The 19,898-nt window shown below is 58.8% G+C and carries 17 protein-coding genes; 13 read left to right on the top strand and 4 right to left on the bottom strand.

Translation table 11 applies throughout. The features are described from left to right. The first annotated feature begins 2 nt into the window (after positions 1–2). The 4 genes from disA (at position 3) to JNK74_03320 (ending at position 4,264) form a co-directional block, all read left to right on the top strand. Positions 3–1,085 (top strand): DNA integrity scanning protein DisA, encoded by a 1,083-nt coding sequence (disA, locus tag JNK74_03335; protein MBL7645205.1) that lies wholly within the window; start codon positions 3–5, stop codon positions 1,083–1,085. Between the two features lie 2 nt (positions 1,086–1,087). Next, positions 1,088–1,879, top strand: a complete 792-nt coding sequence (locus JNK74_03330) for a dihydroorotate dehydrogenase electron transfer subunit (protein MBL7645204.1) — start codon at positions 1,088–1,090, stop codon at positions 1,877–1,879. Then, a complete protein-coding gene (locus JNK74_03325) occupies positions 1,876–2,808 on the top strand; it encodes a dihydroorotate dehydrogenase (protein ID MBL7645203.1) in 933 nt (310 codons plus the stop codon). The genes JNK74_03330 and JNK74_03325 overlap by 4 nt, the downstream gene beginning before the upstream one ends. Before the next feature lie 163 nt (positions 2,809–2,971). Continuing rightward, positions 2,972–4,264: a neutral/alkaline non-lysosomal ceramidase N-terminal domain-containing protein gene (locus JNK74_03320; GenBank protein ID MBL7645202.1), complete on the top strand. Its 1,293-nt coding sequence runs from the start codon at positions 2,972–2,974 to the stop codon at positions 4,262–4,264. A gap of 12 nt (positions 4,265–4,276) precedes the next feature. On the opposite strand, the gene JNK74_03315 is transcribed toward JNK74_03320, so the two are convergent. Continuing rightward, entirely contained in the window at positions 4,277–4,981 is a 705-nt protein-coding gene (locus JNK74_03315; protein MBL7645201.1) for a hypothetical protein, read from the bottom strand. A 236-nt stretch (positions 4,982–5,217) separates the two neighbouring features. Between JNK74_03315 and JNK74_03310 the strand changes: the two genes are divergently transcribed. The 9 genes from JNK74_03310 to fabA all read left to right on the top strand — a co-directional run bounded on the left by JNK74_03310 (position 5,218) and on the right by fabA (position 14,251). Then, positions 5,218–6,348, top strand: a complete 1,131-nt coding sequence (locus JNK74_03310; GenBank protein ID MBL7645200.1) for a hypothetical protein — start codon at positions 5,218–5,220, stop codon at positions 6,346–6,348. A gap of 40 nt (positions 6,349–6,388) precedes the next feature. Then, positions 6,389–7,237: an orotidine-5'-phosphate decarboxylase gene (pyrF, locus tag JNK74_03305; GenBank protein ID MBL7645199.1), complete on the top strand. Its 849-nt coding sequence runs from the start codon at positions 6,389–6,391 to the stop codon at positions 7,235–7,237. Continuing rightward, a complete protein-coding gene (locus JNK74_03300) occupies positions 7,234–7,809 on the top strand; it encodes an orotate phosphoribosyltransferase (protein ID MBL7645198.1) in 576 nt (191 codons plus the stop codon). The genes pyrF and JNK74_03300 overlap by 4 nt, the downstream gene beginning before the upstream one ends. A 635-nt stretch (positions 7,810–8,444) precedes the next feature. After that, entirely contained in the window at positions 8,445–9,260 is an 816-nt protein-coding gene (locus JNK74_03295) for an HAD family hydrolase (GenBank protein MBL7645197.1), read from the top strand. A gap of 461 nt (positions 9,261–9,721) precedes the next feature. Then, positions 9,722–10,969 carry a hypothetical protein gene (locus JNK74_03290; protein ID MBL7645196.1) on the top strand — a complete coding sequence of 416 codons (1,248 nt, stop codon included), beginning with the start codon at positions 9,722–9,724 and terminating at the stop codon, positions 10,967–10,969. Beyond that, positions 10,947–12,344 carry a HEAT repeat domain-containing protein gene (locus tag JNK74_03285; protein MBL7645195.1) on the top strand — a complete coding sequence of 466 codons (1,398 nt, stop codon included), beginning with the start codon at positions 10,947–10,949 and terminating at the stop codon, positions 12,342–12,344. The genes JNK74_03290 and JNK74_03285 overlap by 23 nt, the downstream gene beginning before the upstream one ends. Next, a complete protein-coding gene (locus tag JNK74_03280) occupies positions 12,341–12,616 on the top strand; it encodes an acylphosphatase (protein MBL7645194.1) in 276 nt (91 codons plus the stop codon). Before JNK74_03285 ends, JNK74_03280 begins: the two co-directional genes overlap by 4 nt. 154 nt (positions 12,617–12,770) lie before the next feature. Next, positions 12,771–13,490, top strand: coding sequence for a hypothetical protein (locus tag JNK74_03275; protein MBL7645193.1), 720 nt, complete (start codon positions 12,771–12,773; stop codon positions 13,488–13,490). 170 nt (positions 13,491–13,660) lie between these two features. Continuing rightward, positions 13,661–14,251, top strand: a complete 591-nt coding sequence (gene fabA, locus JNK74_03270) for a bifunctional 3-hydroxydecanoyl-ACP dehydratase/trans-2-decenoyl-ACP isomerase (GenBank protein ID MBL7645192.1) — start codon at positions 13,661–13,663, stop codon at positions 14,249–14,251. A 207-nt stretch (positions 14,252–14,458) separates the two neighbouring features. Here fabA and JNK74_03265 read toward each other — a convergent pair whose 3' ends face one another. The 3 genes from JNK74_03265 to JNK74_03255 form a co-directional block, all read right to left on the bottom strand. Next, positions 14,459–16,954, bottom strand: a complete 2,496-nt coding sequence (locus JNK74_03265; GenBank protein MBL7645191.1) for a hypothetical protein — start codon at positions 16,952–16,954, stop codon at positions 14,459–14,461. A gap of 84 nt (positions 16,955–17,038) precedes the next feature. Next, positions 17,039–19,081: a CPBP family intramembrane metalloprotease gene (locus JNK74_03260; GenBank protein ID MBL7645190.1), complete on the bottom strand. Its 2,043-nt coding sequence runs from the start codon at positions 19,079–19,081 to the stop codon at positions 17,039–17,041. Continuing rightward, on the bottom strand, positions 19,078–19,827 hold the full coding sequence (locus JNK74_03255; GenBank protein ID MBL7645189.1) for an ATP-binding cassette domain-containing protein: 750 nt from the start codon (positions 19,825–19,827) through the stop codon (positions 19,078–19,080). The genes JNK74_03260 and JNK74_03255 overlap by 4 nt, the downstream gene beginning before the upstream one ends. Positions 19,828–19,898: the final 71 nt, after the last annotated feature.

The following is a 19,898-nucleotide window of genomic DNA, read 5'->3' as shown; positions in this document are numbered from 1 at the left end:
TTTTGGCGGGACGGAAGAAAAAGACCAGTGAAGAGGCCTACCGCGATGCGCTTGTTGTCATTGCGCCGGGTACCACCATACGCGAAGCCATTTCCACCATCATACAGGCGGGTACCGGAGCGCTGTTGTGTTTCGGCCCGCCAAAGCGGCTTTTTGATCTTTCCGAAGGCGGGGTGAAACTGGACGAGCAGGTGACGCCCCAGTTGGTCTATGAACTTTCGAAAATGGATGGCGCAATCATCTTGAATGAAGACGGAAGCCGAATTCATGCGGCGAACCGCTTCCTGAAGCCCAATGCGAAGACCCACAGCGACGAAACCGGTACGCGCCACCGCACGGCGCAGCGTCTTGCCAATCAGGCGAACTGCATGGTCATTGCCGTCTCCCAACGCCGTTCCAGTGTGACCTTGTATGTTCATGATCGCCGCCGCATTCTGGACAGTATCCCCACGCTGGTGAACAAAGCCGTGCAGGCCGTCCAGACGCTGGAAAAATACATCGCCGTATTGAATCAGGCCATGCAGGATCTTACGGTACGCGAATTTCAAGACGTGGTCACCATTTTTGACGTGTGCAAGGCTATCCAGCGCATGGAAATGGTGATGCGAATCGCGCGGGAAATCGAGCCCTACATTATCGAGCTCGGGATTGAAGGTCGCCTGATCGAGATGCAACTTCAGGAGCTGATCCTGCCCGTGAAAGAAGCGGAGCTGGTGATTAAGGACTACCTTCGGGAACGTCCCAACGCCAACTTCGGCACCATTCGCGAAAAAATCAGCGAGCTTCCCAAGACGGAGCTGCTCAATCTTGGCAGCATCAGCCAGGCCATGGGCTATGGCCCGAAATTGCGCAGCGTGGATACCTACCTGAGTCCCCGGGGCTATCGCGTGTTGACCAGCACCCACCGACTCAGCCCCCAAATCATCGACAGCCTCGTGGAGCGCTTCGGCAACCTTCAGCAGATCATCCGCGCGCCGAAGGACGACCTGGTGGAAGTGGATGGCGTGGGCGAGGTGCTCGCGGAGCGTATTCGCGTGAGTCTCAACCTCTTGCGCAACCAGATGATTGTGGATGAACGGAGATAAGCATGCCCCTCGTATCAACTTGTGAAATCAAGGCCCACATGGAAGTGGCCCCCGAGCACTATCGGCTCGTGCTGCACGCTCCGGAAATCGCCGCGCAAGCCGCACCCGGCCAGTTCTGCATGGTGGAAGTGCAGGAGGGGCTTTATCCCTTCCTGCGGCGTCCCATGTGCTTCGAACAGATTTTCAAGGACAGCGTTTCGATTTTGTACAAGGTGGAGGGCGAAGGCACGCGCCTCATGTCCAAATTGACGCCGGGCCAGACGATCAGCATTCAGGGGCCGCTGGGAAAGCCCTTCCCGCTGGACAGCAGTTTCAACCGGCACATTCTCGTGGCGGGCGGTATCGGTATCGCACCGTTTCCCGCGCTGGCCGAGGCGATCATCAGCCAACTCGGCATCACGCCGGAGATTATCATCGCGGCGCGAACTGAATCGATGCTGCTGTGCGAATCCGATTTTCATCAGATGGGCTGCAAGGTCCACCTGGCAACGGACGATGGTTCGGCAGGCGTGAAGGCTTACGCGTCCGAAGTGCTGCGCCAGCTCGATCCCGGCCCCGGCACCCGGGCCTACTGCTGCGGTCCCATGCCCATGATGCGGGCGACCCACGAAGTGAGCCAGGCCCTGGGTATCTCGTGCCTCGCCTCCCTTGAAGCCGAAATGGCCTGCGGCGATGGCGTCTGTCTGGGCTGCGTGGTGGAGGCCAACGTGGAGATCGAGGCCGAACGCATGGTGCGGGTGTGTTACGACGGCCCGGTCTTTGAGAGCACCTTGATCAAGTGGGATGCGTACTGATGCCAAATCTTGAAGTCAACGTCGGCGGCCTGAAGATGAAGAACCCGGTGACCGTGGGTTCCGGGACCTTTGCCTACGGCCAGGAATATGATCGCTATTTCGATATCGCCCGTCTTGGCGCGGTGACGACCAAGAGTCTTTCGCTGGAGCCCCGTGCGGGCAACAAGCCCCCGCGCCTGGTGGAGACGCCCGCGGGTATGTTGAACGCCATAGGCCTCCAGAACGTGGGCATCGAAGCCTACCTTCGCGACAAGGCTCCCTTCTTGCGCGACAAAGGCTGCACGATCATCGGCAACATCTACGGCAAGAGTCCTGAGGACTACGCCATGCTTGCCGAGCGCCTGACCAAAGAAGGCGCGGCGGACGCCATTGAAGCGAACCTTTCCTGCCCGAATGTGCACGATGCCCGCACGGCCCGGGGCTGCACGCTGGTGGCCCAGATTCCCGAGCAGGTCCAGTTGTACACCCGCGCCATCAAGGCCGCGACCAACCTTCCTGTGTTCATCAAGCTTACACCGAACATCATCGACATCGCCGAGCCCGCGCTGGCGGCGGAAGAGGCCGGTGCGAACGCCATTTCCATGATCAATACGCTCCTCGGCATCGGCATCGATCCCGAGACGCGCCGCCCCATCCTCAGCAACATCGTCGGCGGCCTGAGTGGTCCCGCGATCCGCCCTGTTGCGGTGAAGATGGTGTGGGACTGCGCCAAGGCCATCAAAATCCCCATCATCGGCATGGGCGGCATCTGCACGGCGGGCGACGCGATGCAGTTTATCCTTGCGGGCGCCACGGCCGTATCCGTGGGCAGCTACTCCTTCCGTCAGCCCGATGCCGCGATAAAAGTGGTGGAAGGGCTGGAGGATTACTGCACGCGTCACGGCGTGGAGGATCTCACCGACCTGATTGGCGGCATGCGGTTGACGTGATTGGGAACCCTGCGAGGAATGTGGCATCCGCCTTCGGCGGATTCCGCTTGTGATTTCCGCGCCGAAGGCGCGCACAGAGCTGATATGACCGATAAGACGGATAGGACCGATTCATTGTATCCGTCCTATCGGTCCTATCCGACCTACAACAAGGGAGTTCCCAATGCCCGCGTTCGTCATCGCCCTCACCGCGACCCTTCTCGCCACCTTCCCCGCCGCCGCTGAGTTCCGCGCGGCCTGCGTCAAGGTGGACATCACCCCCGACACGCCCCAATGGCTTCACGGCTATGCGCCGCGTCAATCCACCGGTGTCCGCGATAAGATTTACCATCGCATCGCCGCAATGGACGACGGCACGACGGTCTTCTACCTCGTGTCTTCAGACATCTGCACGATCTCGTCCGCCTTCTACCGCGATTTCTGCACGCGGCTGGAAGGGGAGACCGGCATCAAACCCGAACAGATCTGGTGGTCCACGACACATACCCATTCCGCGCCCCATGTAGGTCCGCAGGAATTAGGCACGCTCTTTTTCGGTGGATCGCTGGGTGATCGTTCAACGACTGAGGATACAGTCTACTGGGAAAAGGTAAACCAGGGCTTGATCGAAGGCATCAAGGAAGCCCACAAGAAACTGGAACCCGCCCGGCTCGGTATCGCCATCGGCGAGGCCCAGGCGAACATTAATAGACGTGAAGTGCGGGAGGGCAAGACCGTCCTGGGTGAGAACCCCGACGGCCCCACCGATCGCCAGCTCGGGTTGATCCGCTTGGAACGTCCCGATGGCAGCCCCATCGGCCTTATCGCCAACTACGCCATCCACGGCACCTGCCTGCATGGCGGGAACACCCAGATCACGGGCGACGCGCCCGGCTGGGCTTCAAGCTATGTCGAGGAAAAGCTCGGTGTGCCCATGCTTTTTATCAACGGCGCCGAGGGCAATATTGCGCCCCATCCTACGGTAGGCAATGATCCCAATGACCCGCGCATCAAGAGTTTCGACGAAACCCTTGGCGCACCCATCGTGGCGCTCAACAGCACCATCGAGGCCACCACGGGGGATATCAAGCTGGCCACTACCCGAATCTTGATCGATACACCGCGCAAGCCCGGGCTGGGCTGGCTCGATACCCTGGCGGAATTCGCGTCGACGGGGTCCGATGGCAATTCCCTTGTGCGGGTTCCGGTTTACACCCTCACCATCAACGGCGACACCGTCATCTGGGCCGCCCCCATCGAACTATTCTGCGAGATTGCGCTCAATGTCCGCGCCGCTTCGCCCTTCAAGAACACCTTCTACTTCGGCCTGACGAATGGTTCCCTGCTCTACATGCCCACGAAGGCTGCCTTTGCGGAAGGGGGCTACGAGCCCAGCGTGTCCGTGTTTACGGAACAGGCCGAGGCCGACTTTACGGTGGGGGTGACGGGACTGCTCAAGGAGCTGAGTGCGGGCTAGCCTGTCCGCGCTTTACTCCGCCGGCGCGGGCACGGGAATCGCCATCTCATACCGGCTGCGTTCCTTGTTGAAAAGCCGGACGGGTTTCATGGGCTTGCCTTCGTAGAGGTAAGTGCCGTCCTCACGGATTTCGCGGGCGTCGATTTTGACCGCGTTTACCTTTGAGTTGGTTTTCCTGTCGAGATAAGGCGCGGACTTCGCCTTGAAATCCTGCTGCCACTTGATGTCCTTTGCCTTTTCCTCTTCTTTGGCCTTAACCTCGGCTTCCTTTGCCACTTCCAGCGCCTGATTCTGGGTTTCCTCCTCCTGAATCTTGCGGTCCGCGAGCGATTTCTCCAGAACTTCCACGCGTGCGCCCAACTTCTCGGTCGCCTCACGGGACACTTTGCCCGAAACAGAGAAACGGCTCAGCGGATACGTCTGGATGAGGTTGCCCGAGGCGTCACGCACTTCGACCGTACCATCGGAGGTCCCGCGGACGGAAAGGGCCGATGTGCCGTCAGCGCGCCCTCCTTGCTCGCGCAGGACCAGCGTGTGGAGATCCACGTCGGGGAACGAAGTGTCCTGGCCAGATTCGGCGGAATTCTTCGGGGCGGACGGGCTTTCGGGGGCTGGTGGCTGGGCTCCGACTTGAAACACGATGGCAGGTGCCAGAAAGGCTGCCCAAAGACCCAACTTGACGGTACCTATTCCCTGGAATGTGACTGGTTTCTTCATTGGAAATCTATCTCCTTTGATTGGGATTTGCTTTCCATCTGACCAAATTTTGTACTCGGTAATCATACAAACGCAACTTTTGATTTGCGCTGTGGCGTGGAAAAGGGGTCTTGCTGCCCCCGGCGGCGACGAAGCGGTTCCTATAAAGGGTTCGTAGACGATACAAGCCTGATGTGGTACGCTCTTGATATCGCAGAGGAGTGTTCCGGACTAATTTCCAGCAGGGAGAAAACATCATGTCGTCTCGAGGTCGCCTGATTGGTGGAATCATCAATTTTGGATTTACAGTTGCTCTAGTCTGCAGTGGTACGGTGGCGGTGGCGGAACTTCCGCCCTTGATGGCGCCAACAACTACCGTGGAAGCGCACGGCATATCATTCAACATCTGGTATCTGGATATTATCAACGATTCGGACGTGGGCTTTGACGATACGGATACTGGCGCGGCTGCCCAGGAGAGTTTGCATGCTGTATTGGACTATATTGCGGACGTATTGAACGTTGAAGGGACACTGGATGTGCTCGTTGAAGACTCGGGGCTAAGTGGAAACAGTGTTCCGGTGTATGCCGACACGCTCTTTGTAAACGAGCCAGGCTTCAGCAACGGGACGGCCTACGAACGAATTCAAACCGGGGAGAAGGCCTTCCCAAGTTACGAGGAGGTCACTATCCGCGTGGATTTCGGGTTCCCCATTAATCGGGGCGCGGGCGAGCCCGACGCGGAAGAATTCGATCTGCGCAGTCAACTTCTTGCAGAGCTTTCCCGCGCCCTGGGCTTTTTTTCCCATGCGTCCTCCACAGGTTTCTCGGTGCGAGGCGGTGGGATACACTCCGTTTGGGATTCGTTTATCGTCAATGGAGCGGGTGAAAACCTCTTCGGCGGCGAGCCGCCCACCTTTCTAGGGACGCTGGGGGACCTGTCAAACGGCGATCTCTACTTTTCCGGACGCAATGCCGCAGCCGCTTATGCGAAGGGGGGCGGCGCACTTCCACCGATTTATGCGCCGATATTCTTCGCGGGCGATCTCAGTCTATCGCGATGGGATGCGGACCGGCTGTCGGTAGAGGCTGTGGCTGTACACACCTACGATACCGGTGTCGTCCGACGCGAGTTCGCCGCCTTCGAGGTCGGAGCCCTGATCGATCTCGGTTGGGCCAACGCGGCCCCGGCCGATGGCAGCGGTTCGGGTGGTGAAGGAGAAGGAGAAGGTGAAGGTGAAGGTGAAGGTGAAGGTGAAGGTGAAGGTAGCGGTTGTTCCGGAGCGAAGCTGACTTCAGTGAACGGGTCCATCAACTTGGCAGACCTGCTGCTTCTTGGAATGTCGCTTTTGACATTGTCCGTAGTAAGCCGCAATGGCTCAACTTGAGCTTGGGCTGTTTTGATATAGAAAAGAGATAGGCCGTGGGATGGCGATTGCCCTTCGCCCAGTCCAGGGTCTTTTTGTGACGCCTGCTTCCTCCGTGTGGCTGCGGACCCGCAATCCCATTTGGGCAGCGCCGCGCACCCAGCCGCCTTCCCATGCTATAATCGCGGCTCCAACCAACCTACGGGAAGACCTTACCTTGTCCAAGCAAACTGAACTGATTACTGTCCTTGATGTCGATACGCGGGAGGAGGCTCTGGCCATTGTTTCGGCCTGCGGCGCCTGCGCGTGGTTTAAAATTGGCTCCCAATTGTTCACCCGCTGTGGCCCGGCGATTGTCGCCGATGTGCTGGCGCTGGGTAAGCAGGTTATGCTGGACCTCAAGTTTCATGATATTCCCAATACGGTGGCCCACAGCGCCAGCGCGGCGGCGGCGCTGGAGGTGGGGCTGTTCACGCTTCATGCCTCGGGCGGGCGCACTATGATCGCGGCGGCGCGGAAGGCGGTGGAGGGGACGCCTACGCGGATTCTTGCGGTGACCGTGCTCACCAGCTTCAGCGATGCCCAACTTCGAGATGAGGTGGGTTTCCATGAGACGGCGGCTGAGGCGGTGCCGCGTCTGGCGAAGCAGGCGGTGGAGTCGGGGGCCCACGGCATCGTATGTTCGCCCCAGGAAATCGAACTGGTGCGGGCGGCGGTAGGCCCTGAGCCAATCGTGGTGACGCCGGGCATCCGTCCTGCCTGGTCAACCAAGGACGATCAGGAGCGCATCATGACCCCGGGTGACGCGGCTCGTGCTGGCGCTTCGATGATTGTGGTGGGTCGTCCTATTCTTAACCATGCCAACCCGGCGGAAGCGGTCCGCCTGATCCACGAGGAGCTTGCCCAATGACCGAAGCGGAAGTGTTTGATTATTTCAAGAAGGCGGGCGCGCTGCTGGAAGGCCACTTTATCTATGCGAGCGGGCGCCACGGGCGTCAGTTCCTCCAGGCGGCGCGGGTGCTTCAGTATCCGGAGTACACGGGGCCTTTGTGTGTGGCCATGGCGGATTTGTTTCGCAATGATAATGTGCAGCTCGTGGCGGGTCCGGCCACGGGTGGGATCATACTGGCCTACGACACCGCGCGGAGCCTGGGGGTGCGGGGCGTATTCGCAGAGAAAGAGCCCGACGGCACGATGGCGGTTAAGCGGGGTTTCGCCATACCGAAAGGTATCCGCGTGCTGGTGGTGGAGGACATCGTGACCACCGGCGGCTCCATCATGAAGACCATAGAGCATTTGGAAGCGCGCGGCGCGGAGATCGTTGGCGTGGCGGCGCTGATTGATCGCAGCGGTGGCAAGGTCGATTTCAAGTATCCCTACCGTCCTGTAGCTCGACTGAATATGGAGAGCTGGGCACCGGACGAAGTACCGACCGAATTGGCGGCATTACCCGTGATGGAACCAGATGATCTGGTGATTTGACCGTCGTTTGTTTGTGATTGATTAGCAGGATGAGGCTTTCGGGTCTTGTCCTGTTTTTGTTTTGTGGGGCGAGGGCAATCACAGAATATTCAGTGACAGCAGCGACGACAGTAACACATCTTTTTCGCTCTGCCGATGATCCCTGCCGACTCTGAAGACGGCCCAAACTCCGTTTCGATTCGTCGCCCGTGCGCATCCAGCTTACCACGCTGTGTCTAAGGCCAGCGCAGATTACACAGCGGTAGGATTTGTAACGGGCAAATGACACGGGTTTTCGGATGCAGAGCGGTCAAATGCCTGAAAACATTGGGGAATTGGCTGTTCTTGCGATTTTGGCACGGGCGTTGCATATAGTGTTGCATGGTCGACAGCGGCCAGCAACTAAGCTTGAAAGTTTAAATGCGATTCGTTGAAAGACCAAAGCCTCCCATCGCTTTGGCCGGACTGGGGAGCCCCCGACCTCCCCGGTCCGGCCGGAGCACATAAAGTTGGATCTCTCGGTACCGCAAGCGTCCAGGAAGCGCTGTTGTCCTGCTTCCTGGGCGCTTGGCGGACCGGCTACTGGCCGGGTCAGGGCCGAAATTGTTTGGCCCGGTTTGACCCATACAGTGAAATAACATAAAGAGAAAGCTACCATGAAATACGGTTACCTGATAGACATGGATGGGGTTATCTACCGCAGCAACGACGTTATTCCCGGCGCGGTGGCCTTCATCAATCGGCTGGTGGCTGAAAACGTTCCCTTTCGATTTCTCACAAACAACAGCCAGCGCACGCGGCGCGACATGATAACCAAATTGAATCGCATGGGCTTTCACGTGGGCGAAGAGCACATCTACACGTGCGCCATGGCGACGGCCCGCTATCTGGCCCATCAGAAGCCCAACGGCACCGCCTATGTCATTGGCGAAGGGGGATTGCTGAACGCCCTTCACCGCAACGGCTACGCCATCGTGGATCACGACCCGGACTACGTGGTCGTGGGTGAAGGTCGCACGATGAATTTCGAGGTGATCGAACACGCCGTTAACATGATTCTTAAAGGCGCCAAACTTGTGGCGACTAATATGGACCCGAACTGCCCCACCGCCAGCGGGACCCGTCCCGGCTGCGGGGCTATCGTAGCCATGTTGGAAGCCGCCACCGGCGTGAGCGCCTTCAGTGTGGGAAAGCCCAGTCCGATTATGATGCGTGCCGCTCGGATAGAAATGGGATTACGCGCGGCACAGACCATCATGATAGGAGACACCATGGAAACGGACATCCTCGGCGGCGTGCAGTTGGGCTACAAGACGGTACTCGTCCTCTCGGGAGGCACGGGGAAGTCGGACTTGAGCCGCTACGCGTACCAACCGGATGTCGTGGTGGATTCCATCGCCAATCTGGACACGTCGGCGTTCTTCCTTGAGCACGTTCCGGCGCTGGCGGAAGCGAAGAAAGCAGCCATCTGACCACAGGCCGAGGCCTGGAGAAAGTTTAATACAGTTTTCAACGGCGCCCGGGGTTTTTTAACCAGGGAACTAACACTGCCTTGCTGGCGGGATTGCTCTCTCCTCCCGTTAGTCCACTCGATACCCTGGCTAAAATTCATGCGCGCATTGCAACGATGCGACTTGTTTGCCCAATACACAGCTCATCCTTCCTGCAGTACCCCGGGCGCCGTTCTCTCCCCTCAAACCCGCGCCGTCGGCCCACCAGCCGACGGCGCTTTTATGTGAGGGGTCTTGGGGGCGGGCGTGTGCGCGTGGCTGCCTGCACCAACCCAAGCGGAGCCTGTTGCTGCCCCTCAGGCACTCCCGTCCATTCCTTGACATTGCACCGAACTAACCGTTAGCCTCATACCTGCACGTTATCGGGAACAGGGAACGTTGAATGCCGCAGTGGGCGGTTAGTTTTAGGAGGTTTCACCGGTATGATCGAAAGGATTACGATCCTCGGTGGGAGTAGTGTCTACACGCCCGAACTGGTCCTGTCCATTATCTCGAAGAATCTGAACGTCAAAGAAATCGTGCTCCTCGGCCAGGAGGGCCGCAAGCTCCAACTGGTTGCCGGTTTTTGCCAGCGGCTGATCAACAAGAGCGGATTTCCCGCGAAAATTATCGCCTCCACCGACGTGAGGCAGGCGGTCACCGGGGCGAAGTATATCCTGAATCACATCCGGGTCGGGGGCATGCAGGCGCGAATGCGCGACGAAATGCTTCCACCGAAACTTGAGATGGTGGGGGACGAAAACCTGGGGGCGGGCGGCTTCTCCAACGCGATGCGGACGCTGCCGGTGATTTTCGATCTGGCCCGCCGCATCGAAGAGGTCAACCCTGGGGCGATTTTCATCAACTTGACCAATCCGATGGGGATTGTGGTGGAGGCGCTGATCAAATATTCCAACCTGAAGGTCGTGGGCGTTTGCGATCTGCCCGGCACCTATATGCGTAAAGTGGCTCAGGTACTTCAGGAGCCCGTGAGCAGCCTCAAGTTCGATTACGTGGGGCTCAACAATCTGGGGTGGTTTCAGGACATCAAGCTGGATAAGCGCAGTTGCATGAGCCGTGTGCTGGAGATGCTCGAATCGCAGACCGAAGACGGGTTTGACTACGAGCTGATCGAGTTGTTCCGCATGATTCCCACCCGCCAGACGGGTACTTATTTCCGTCGCGCGGAGATTCTTAAAAAGCAGAAGGCCTGTTCGCGCTTCCGGTCCGAAGTGCTCCATGAGGCGGAGCAGCGTATCCTGAAGCTGTATGAAGACGAGCATCTCTACGAGATACCGGATCTCACGCGCCAGCGCAACGCCGTGTGGTACGAGGAGACGATCCTCCCCCTTATCGAGGCGCTGGAGGACAAAGCCGAGCACAATATTATATTATGTGTAAAGAACGGCGGTTGTATCCGCGATCTTCCCGACGATAGCAGTGTGGAGATCCCCACGATGGTAAGCCAGCGGGGGGTGGAACCGCAGATGGTGGGCAACCTTCCACGGTTCCTGAAGGGGGTCTACCTCGCATTGAAGGAGAGTGACCGTCTTACGGTTGAAGCCGTGAGGCATAAGAGTAAGGACTACGCGTTACAGGCCCTCACGATTAATCCATTCGTGCCTTCCCTGGAAACGGCAAAAAAATATCTGGAGCGAATAGTAAAAGATGAACACATTGAATTGCATTGACCCAACCCCGGCGGTGCGGCGCGTGGCTTTTGCGCGGACGGTTCGGGCTCTGGCGGCGGCGCTTCTTCTTTCGGCCCTGGCCATGGTTTCGGCCGCGGCCCTGGAGGTGAAAGGCGGCGATGGCAACGTCAGTCTGAGCAATATCACCGGCACGCCGACCCTGGTTACAGTCGTGCTGAAGGGCGGCGCAAAGGATCCCAACCTGCAGGTGGTTGAAGTCGTCGGTGAGACGATCAGCTTCACCTCGGAACGGGGAGATCGCGTGAACTATCAGAGCGGCGATATTGACCACCTGGCCATCCAGGGCAGCGTGGTTGCGCGTGTGGCCCCGGTGGTTACGAGCAACGTCGCCCTGCGCCCGGAGGACCAGCGAATTGTGGATCAGGGCACCACGCGCGTGGCGGAGCTTTTCCAGAACAGCAAGGACAATCAGGATCTCCGGATTCGCGCCGCCGCGTATATGGCGGCCGATGGCAACAAAGAAGCGGAACAGTACTTGATTTCCCTTGCGGAATCGAACAATCTTCAGGCGCGGATTGATGCCGCCCGGGGCCTATATCTCGCCGGGAAGCCCCTTCCAGGTACGGTAATCAAGGACGGGCTGGAGAGCAACAATCGCAATATTCGCGCGGCGGCCGCGGAGCTTGCGGGCCTTTTCAGGGACGAGAGCGCCACGCCGGAATTGATGACCATGCTGAATGATCGATCGGCACAGTTTGCCGCGCCCGCCGGTGTTGCCCTGGCGCGGCTGGGCAATCGGGAAATCATCCCCCAGCTCTTTTCCATGCTCGGAAGTAACAGCGACGAGAAGAACCATGCGGGCGTTCAGGGTCTAATCATCCTCGGCGGCGCCGATCTTATCGAGACGGCCAAATACCGGCTCAAGGAGGTCGACGGGTTGGAGCGCTATCGCCTTATTTATGTGCTCTTCCGTCTCGGCGACGAGGTTGGCCGTAAAGAGGCCATCCGTGTGTTCAACGAAGAGCTTACGATCAAACCGGAAGCGGCGCTGGTGCTTGCCGCCGACAAGTACTGGGAAGCCACCCAGTATCTGCAGGAACGCCTGAAACGCCGGGAAGACGCGACGCCCGAAAACTTGAACTATCGCGCGCGTAATGCCAGCGCCATCATGGCCGGTGGCGACCCCTCGGCCGTGTATGTGTTTCAGGAGTTGCTGCGCTCGGACAGCGTGGACTCGAAGATTCAAGTGCTGCGGCTGATCGGTGATTCAGGGGATCGCTCCCTGTTGAAGCTGATGACCGCGGCCATTGACAACACGGACACCAACGTTTCCATCGAGGCTGCCAATGCGGCCCTCGCCGTGGCCAATCCCGGTTTTCGTCAGCGCTTGAAGGACTTGCGGCTTCAACCGTGAGCCATCGCATCCGGCTGCTTATTGACGGGCGGGTTCAGGGCGTGGGCTACCGATACAGCGCCTGCGCCGAAGCCCGCCGGTTGGGACTCGACGGATGGGTCCGGAATCTCGGCAATGGTCAGGTGGAGCTGGAGGCGGAGGGAGACGAAGATGGCCTGGAGCAATTGACGCTTTGGTGTCACCGAGGTCCGCTCCTTGCGGAAGTTCGTCATGTAGAGGTTGTTGCGCGCGATTCGGGCGAGAAGCGGTACAAAGGCTTTCTAGTCCGTTGAGTGCGATTGAAGTTAAACAATTTATCTGGGACCTCCCGGCTCCCGCTTGCGGGCGCCGGGAGTTTCGTTCCCTGAGCGCGGTGCCGCGACGGTGGAGACCCTTTTGCGGGGTTTGCTTCGCGGAAGCGTCCGATCTCTTTATGTGTAAGGCCCAATGAACATTAAACTTGTGGAACTCCGACGACAGCTCTTCCAGGCGAAGAACAAGCTCGAAGAAGACCTTCGCGCGCTGGACGAAGTGAAGGTCCTGCTGGTGAAGGCCGACGAGCGCCGGCTCAGCGAGCCCCAGGACGCCCGAAAGTGGAATCGTGTTCTGGAGAATCTGGAGAACTCGCTCGACCATACGCGTGCGCGTTGCGCCTATTCCCAGGCGATTGTCACGCAGCTTGCTCAGGAGTGTGCGGAGTTCGAGCGTTCCCTTGAGGGCGTCGTTCCTCCCGTCGCGGTCCCACCGCTGAATACGGAGGCCCTGCCGGTTTCGGAAGCGGAAGAGTGGACCGCCACGATGGAGACGGTCGGCTCTCTTACTTTGGAAGAGGCGAGTGTGCTCCAGAGCAAGATCGACGCGGGCGAGATTCACGACCCATCCCTGGAGGCGGGGCTGACCCTGGCCAACCAGATGCGCCACGAGCCTGAAGCCGAGAGTCACGTTCCCGAGGCGCGCCGGCAGTTGGTCCTCAGGGCCGCCATCGACAAAGTGGGCAAGCAGGCCTTCGACGAGATGACCCTGGACGAGATCAAGCTCCTCATGGCGTGCCATTCTCTGCTCACCAGCCGCCTGGAACCCACAATGCGGGATCAGCGCCTTCGCCGTATTCTGGATGGGGCTATCAAGATCCTCCAGAAGCGAAAAGATACTATGGAAGGGCTCTAGCTTCGGCCTTTTTCGCCTCGGCGGTCAAATAATTGCATCCGCTGCGCCAAGGGTTTATTATAGCCCCGGTGTTTCCTGTCTGGAATCCGCCCGCAGCGCCTTCCCCGTTTAGAGTCCCAGTTAAGCGCTGTCCCGTCCATTTCCGCTTCATGCAAGTCTTTATGCTTGTCATGACGTGCGGGGCGTTGAACCGACAGGCGTTGCAGCCCATTGAGTCTCGATACCAGGAGAGAATAGTGCCCACGGTTTCCACACAGCAGTCATTTACCCGCGACGACCTCATTCTGGCAGGGAAAGGCGAACTTTTCGGTCCCGCCGCTCCCCGGCTTCCCCTGCCCAACATGCTCATGATCGACCGGGTCACCCATGTTGACCGGGACGGTGGCGCCTACGGCAAGGGACTCCTGGTTGCGGAACTCGACATCAATCCCGATTTGTGGTTTTTCGGCTGCCATTTTGAGACGGACCCGGTGATGCCGGGTTGCCTGGGCCTCGACGCCATGTGGCAACTCGCGGGCTTCTACATGGGCTGGGCCGGCCACGAGGGCAAGGGCCGGGCGCTGGGTGTGAAAGAAGTGAAGTTCACCGGTCAGGTGCTTCCCACGGCGAAAAAGGTCACCTACCGCATCGACATCCGCCGCCTGCTCGCGCTGAAACTGACCATGGTCGTCGCCGACGGCAGCATGGAAGTGGACGGGCGCGAGATCTACAAGGCGAAAGAACTCAAGGTCGGGCTCTTCAGCAGCACGGACGGATTCTGACGTTTCGCGGATACCCGACGCCCTCCAGTGCTTGCCTGGATTTCGAATGCCTTTGAGGCCACTCGTCATTTTCACGATTTGTAACTGGAGACACAGCTCCAAGTTAGCTGTACAAGGCAGATCCGCTTGGAATGGAGTTGTCGGGTTCGGGAGATGGAGTTTCCCCGCCACATAATCCGGACAATTCTATGACTGCCTTTGGTTGCCTCAGCGATCTCCCGCACTCCAGGGCACGGCAAGTCCCAGATCTTCCGGCGGCGCGTCGATGTAATAGAGATCCATCTCAACCCAGCCGTTGCCGCCGGGCATGTCGTCCAGATAGACACGTGCGGTGTAGCCATTCTCCTCGCCGGGCTGCTCCATGACAAAGGGGTGAAGGGGGCGGGACTCGATATTGACGGGGATTACGGTGACATTGTCGTCCGGGAGGGCGGCGATAGACGTGAAGTCCTTCACCTGCGCGCCGTCCCACTGGATGTGATCGATGGTGTATTCGGCTCCGCGAAAGTTCACGATATCCCGGCCGTCAATCAAGACTCTCATGTGGGCAAATTTGACGGCGTTGTCTTTGTTATCGGCCAGGACTTTGGCATAGAGGGCTTGTTGGGAAGCGATGGTGCTCTCTAACGCTGAGCGGGTCGGGGCGGCCTCGAGCGCTTCGCGTGCGGCATCCACATCTTCGGAGGCCGCGGCCATGGCCTTCATCAGCTCTTCAATGCCCCAGAGTTTGTACGTGTAGCCCGGCACGCCCTGGAAGGCTTCGCAGGTCTTCCGTGTCTCGTCCAGCGTTCTGTCGAGGCGTTCTTTCCGTCCCTCATCCGGACGGTCCATGAAATCAAAATAGGCGAAGATCGACTCCACATAGCGCTGGTTCGTTTCGATGAGTTTTCGCGTCATGTCGAGCCGGGATTGAATGGACTCGCCCATGCTTCGGTCTTCAAGGGTTGGCTTGACGGTCTCAAATTTGGCGAACATGGACTCGGCGACCTCGCGGCCATTCTCGATAGATTCAAGGGTCTCCCGCTTCCATGGCTTGCAGCGCAGGTAGATCTTCCTAAGCCACTCCAAATGCTCCCGCCCCCCGTCAATATTGGGGTATCCCTGCACGGGAAACTCGCCGACGCGCATGTGGTAGTGGGAATTGAACTGGCCATAGGAAATGGGTTCGATGTGCAAACCATATTGATAGGCTCGGGGAGACAGAAGGTAGAGATCCGCCATACCCTCCGAAGCGTTCGGTCCGAAGTGGATGGCGCAGAAGTCCCGGGCAATCTGCTTGATGTCGTCGTTGGGATCCCACATCAATCGGTAGAGAACGTAGGAGTAGGCCTCGCGCGTACCCCATCCATCGCCCTGGACACTGGCGAGGGCGGCGGCCCCTTTTAGATTAGGATGTTCGGCGAGGAGAAAGGTCTGCAACCCGCCCTGAAAATACTGGCCGGAAAAGGTGGGAAAAAGATTGGACTTTCCGCCTTCATAGTAGTTCATGGTTTCAAAGAGTACGATGGCGTCATGGTGGGATTGGTTGAAGGTGGGGTTGTAGGGCTGGAACCACCAGCGATCCGCGCGCGTTACCTTTGGCATGACATAGAAATTTCTTGTGGGGATCTCGTCGGTAAATATCTCGCGAAAGACGGCCGGCTGTGTATGTACTTCGTGATCCACGAGGCTCCACGTGAAGTGGAAGTATTGCTTGTCGTATTCCTCCGCCACGACCTCATGAACCTTCTTTACGAAGGTGCGAAATCGCTTCGGGTAAGACCAATCCGCTTCGGGAGTTTCGTGCATGACGTCATAGGGCAGATAGTTGTCCCAGAATCCCGAGATGTCGTCGTTGCAGATCTCCACACCATCCAGTTCCGGCAGGGCGGTGAAGAGCATGCGGAACTTGTCCTGGACCGCATCCCAGAATTTTGGGTCGTTCGGGTTGAGTGTGGCCCCGCGACTCTCCAGCAGAGAGGGGTGATAGGTAAACTCATTCGCGAAGCTGAAATACTTCATATGCATCGCGTGGGCATAGGCGATGAGTTCACGGGTCTTCTCTCGATTGGCGGCGTTGATCGACGCCTCCGGTTCCGATTCCCAGGGCACCAGATCGAGAATGGGCATGCCTGGAACCCAATTGATGCTGAGTCGAAGGGCCTGCTGGATTTCTTCTCTGCTGGATCCTCCCGAGCCGAAACGGCCCCAGGCGCCGCCCAGCCGTACCTTCATGGCGGGTTCCCGGGTGACGGCGACGCTGTCTGGAATACGGCGGTATACACGCAGGCGGTCATGGAGCCAATAGAGCCCGTAGACCGTGCCGATGGTATCGCGCGAGGCAATGGCAAAGCCCCGGGCACCGGCGTTGTCAAAGGGGACGATGGTGTAGCCCTGTCCGTCTTCGGGCGGACTAAGGGGCGTCAGCGTTCCCGATTCCGTAAGGGAGGCCGCCCGCGCGTTGACCTCCGGTCCACCGACCAGGACGACATTTCCGGCCACGGTACCGTCATCATCTGCGATGGTGATGGGAATACCGAAGCGGGGTCCGGTCGCCTGAAGGTCGGCCAGGACGACCTTCATGGCCTCGTCGCTCTGCAGTTCGGGGGAGACCACAATGGTCCACGATTCGGCATGGACCAGTGCGCCCGGTACCGCGAGAGACAGGAGAAAAAGGGCGAATACGATGGCATGGGGCGTTTTGGCCCTGTACGATCTGGCCATATTCAAACTCGTTTCATTTGCGTGACAGGTGTTCACACGTTTCAAGAGGACCGCGTCTGCGGAGACGGCAAGCGCGGCGTGCGCTCAGGTCCCGACGGGCCTGAATCGGCGCGCGGTAAATTCCAGGAACCCGACGCTGGCGATAAAGCCCAGTGAGGCAATAATGAGCACGGGGCGGGGCAATCCGTTCGCTTCGAAATGTTCCAGTTGGAGAATCCGGCCGACGGCGGTCGGCATATGTTCACTCGTGAGCAGGATGGCAAAGCTGTTGTTCATCAGGTGAACGACCATGGCGGCGTAGATGGATCCGGTACGCACCGTGAGATAGGTGAGCACCATACCCAGCACCGCGATAGGGGGAATTCGGAATACGTCCAGATGGAAGAGCCCAAAGAGGGCGCCCACCAGTATGATGGCCGGCCAGGCTCCAAGCCGTTGCCGGAGTCCCGAGAGGATTGCGCCGCGGAAGAGCACCTCTTCGCATATGGCCGGAGAAACGGCGGCGACGAAGAGGAGCAACAGGAGCTGTGAAACGCTGCCATCGCTGCTGAAAAGCTGCCCCATGGCCTCCTGGATTTCTTTTGGCATCGGGAGGACCTTGTTGAAGAGGTAGCTTAGCTGGATGACGAGCACGATGGAAAAGAAGCCGATACTCAGGGAGCCCAGAAAGCCCCACCAGGGCAATCGGCGCAGATTCAGCGCGGCGCGAAAATTGACCTTTCCATAGCCCAGGAGGATGAGTATGGGGGCGAAGAGGAGAAGCCATTCGGTGATGAGGAGGCCCGGAAGCAATCGCCAGGACTGCACCGTGCTTCCGATGGTGAAAAGCACGATCAGCAGAACCGTGAATAGCCCCATGGCCATGGACGCGGTGAGGGTTTCACGCGGGCGGAATTCGCTCCGCCGCCAGGTGAGGGGAAAACCTTTCTCCTCGGAGAGGATGACCTCTTCGCGCTGGAAGAGCCAAGCGGCGAAAAGAAGTGAGAGGGCGGCGAATGCGGCGGTGCTCAGAAATACGGGAAAGGCCTCCAGGAGGCCCGCCTTGTCGGTCATCATATCGCGAAACAACAGAATGGCGTTGGCCACGGGAATGAACTGGGTTACCGCATTGAGCTTGACACCAGGCATCGCCGCGAAGAGGGCGGGCATGGTGATGACGATAAGAAACGGCGTGACGTAGTTCTGGGCTTCCTTGAAACTTCGGGCGAAAACGGCTATGGCCATCATCAGTGCGGAAATGAAGAAAGCGAGGGGAATCATGATCAGGAAGATAACAAGAACGGCGCTCGGCGGGAATTTCAGCTCGAAGGGGATAACGGTATCCACATTCTGCTGCACCTGACTGGCCATGAAGGCAAAGGTGGCGGCCATGCTCGCCAGATTTAGAAGGCCGGCCGCCATGGCGAGCAGGAAGACGGTCAGGAATTTCCCCGCCACGATTTCCAGCTTGCTGGCGGGGGTGGAGAGGAGCGTCTCGAAGGTGCCCCGCTCTTTTTCGCCCGCGGTCACATCGACCGCAGGGTAGAACGCACCCACCGCAAGCATGACCACCATGAGGATGGGCAGCACGGTACCCAGGGCGTTCCCGGTGGTCTTCGCGGGCGGAGATACGTCTTCGCGTTCGATCTTGAGGGGTTCGATGTAGTCCGCCTCAAGTCCCATGGACTTCAAACGGACGTCCAGCATGGACTCGGCGTCTTTGTCGAGGCCGTCGCGGAGCCGTCCCACGGCATCCATGGACTCGAACTCGGTGGAATCGAAGCGCAGTTCAACGTTCACCGATTTACCCTCGCCCAGGAGCGACGCAACGGGGCCTTCGATAAACACAATGGCTTCGAGGTCGCCCCGCTCCAGCGCCGCGCCGGGGTCGGCGACGTCCACGATCTCGATCTTCTCCACATCGGAAAGCCAGGTCCGCACCGTCTCGGGCTCGGAGGTCTGGAGGGCCACGCGCGATATTTTCTTGTCCAGACTTGCACTCTGGATCAGCAGCCCCTGCAAGCCCACGATGAGCAACAGGGGATAGAGGAGCATGGGCACGCCGATCATCATGAGGAGCGTGCGCTTGTCCCGCATGGTGTCCAGCATTTCTTTTTTGAAAATGGTGCTCGCGGTGCGAAAGTTCATGCGGCGGGTTCCGTTTCCTCGCCCACCAGATTCAGGAAGGCCTGCTGTAAATTATTCGCGCCGGACCGGGCGTAGATTTCTTCCATGGCGCCCACGGCGAGCAGGTCGCCCTTGTAAATAAGGCCGACCCTGTCACAGAGCATTTCCGCCTCGGTCATGTAGTGCGTGGAGAAGATGATGCTGTGGCCCCGTCCCTTCGCGTCGCGAATGAAGTCCAGGATGGCCCGGCTGGTCATGATATCGAGGCCCATGGTGGGTTCGTCCAGGATCAGAACCTTCGGGTCGTGCAGGATTACCCGGGCAATGGAGACTTTCTGGGTTTGACCCGTGGAGAGGGCCTCGCAACGGCGGTCGAGAAAGGCCTTCATGTCGAGCATGCCCGCGAGGGTCTGGATGCGGAAGTCGATATAGGCGTCTTCCATGCCATAGAGGCGGCCAAAGTAGCGAAGCACCTCCGTTGCCGTCAGGCGTCCGTAGAGTTTCGTATTTCCCGAGAGGAACCCAATATCCTTACGGATATCGTCTTTCGCCTGATCGGTACGCACATCACCCACCCAGCAATGGCCGGAAGTGGGGGAAATGATGGTGCCAAGCATCCTCAGGAGGGTGGTCTTGCCCGCGCCGTTCGGACCCAGAAGGCCAAAAACTTCACCGGGCTCAACGGTGAAGGTGGCCCCTTTCACCGCCTCCACGGCTTCGCCCCGTGGAGGATAAAAGACTTTACGTAGCGATTCTGCGCGTAGCATGGGCTCTCCTGGAATTAAATATCCCTAAGGTTGGCAATTTCGCAGGGAACAAGTCAAGAGATGGGTGCGAA

The sequence above is a fragment of the Candidatus Hydrogenedentota bacterium genome, from assembly GCA_016791475.1.
In the GTDB taxonomy this organism is placed as follows: Bacteria; Hydrogenedentota; Hydrogenedentia; order Hydrogenedentales; family JAEUWI01; genus JAEUWI01.
Note: the sequence above shows the minus strand (reverse complement) of the source record. Positions and strands in the feature narration are given on the sequence as shown.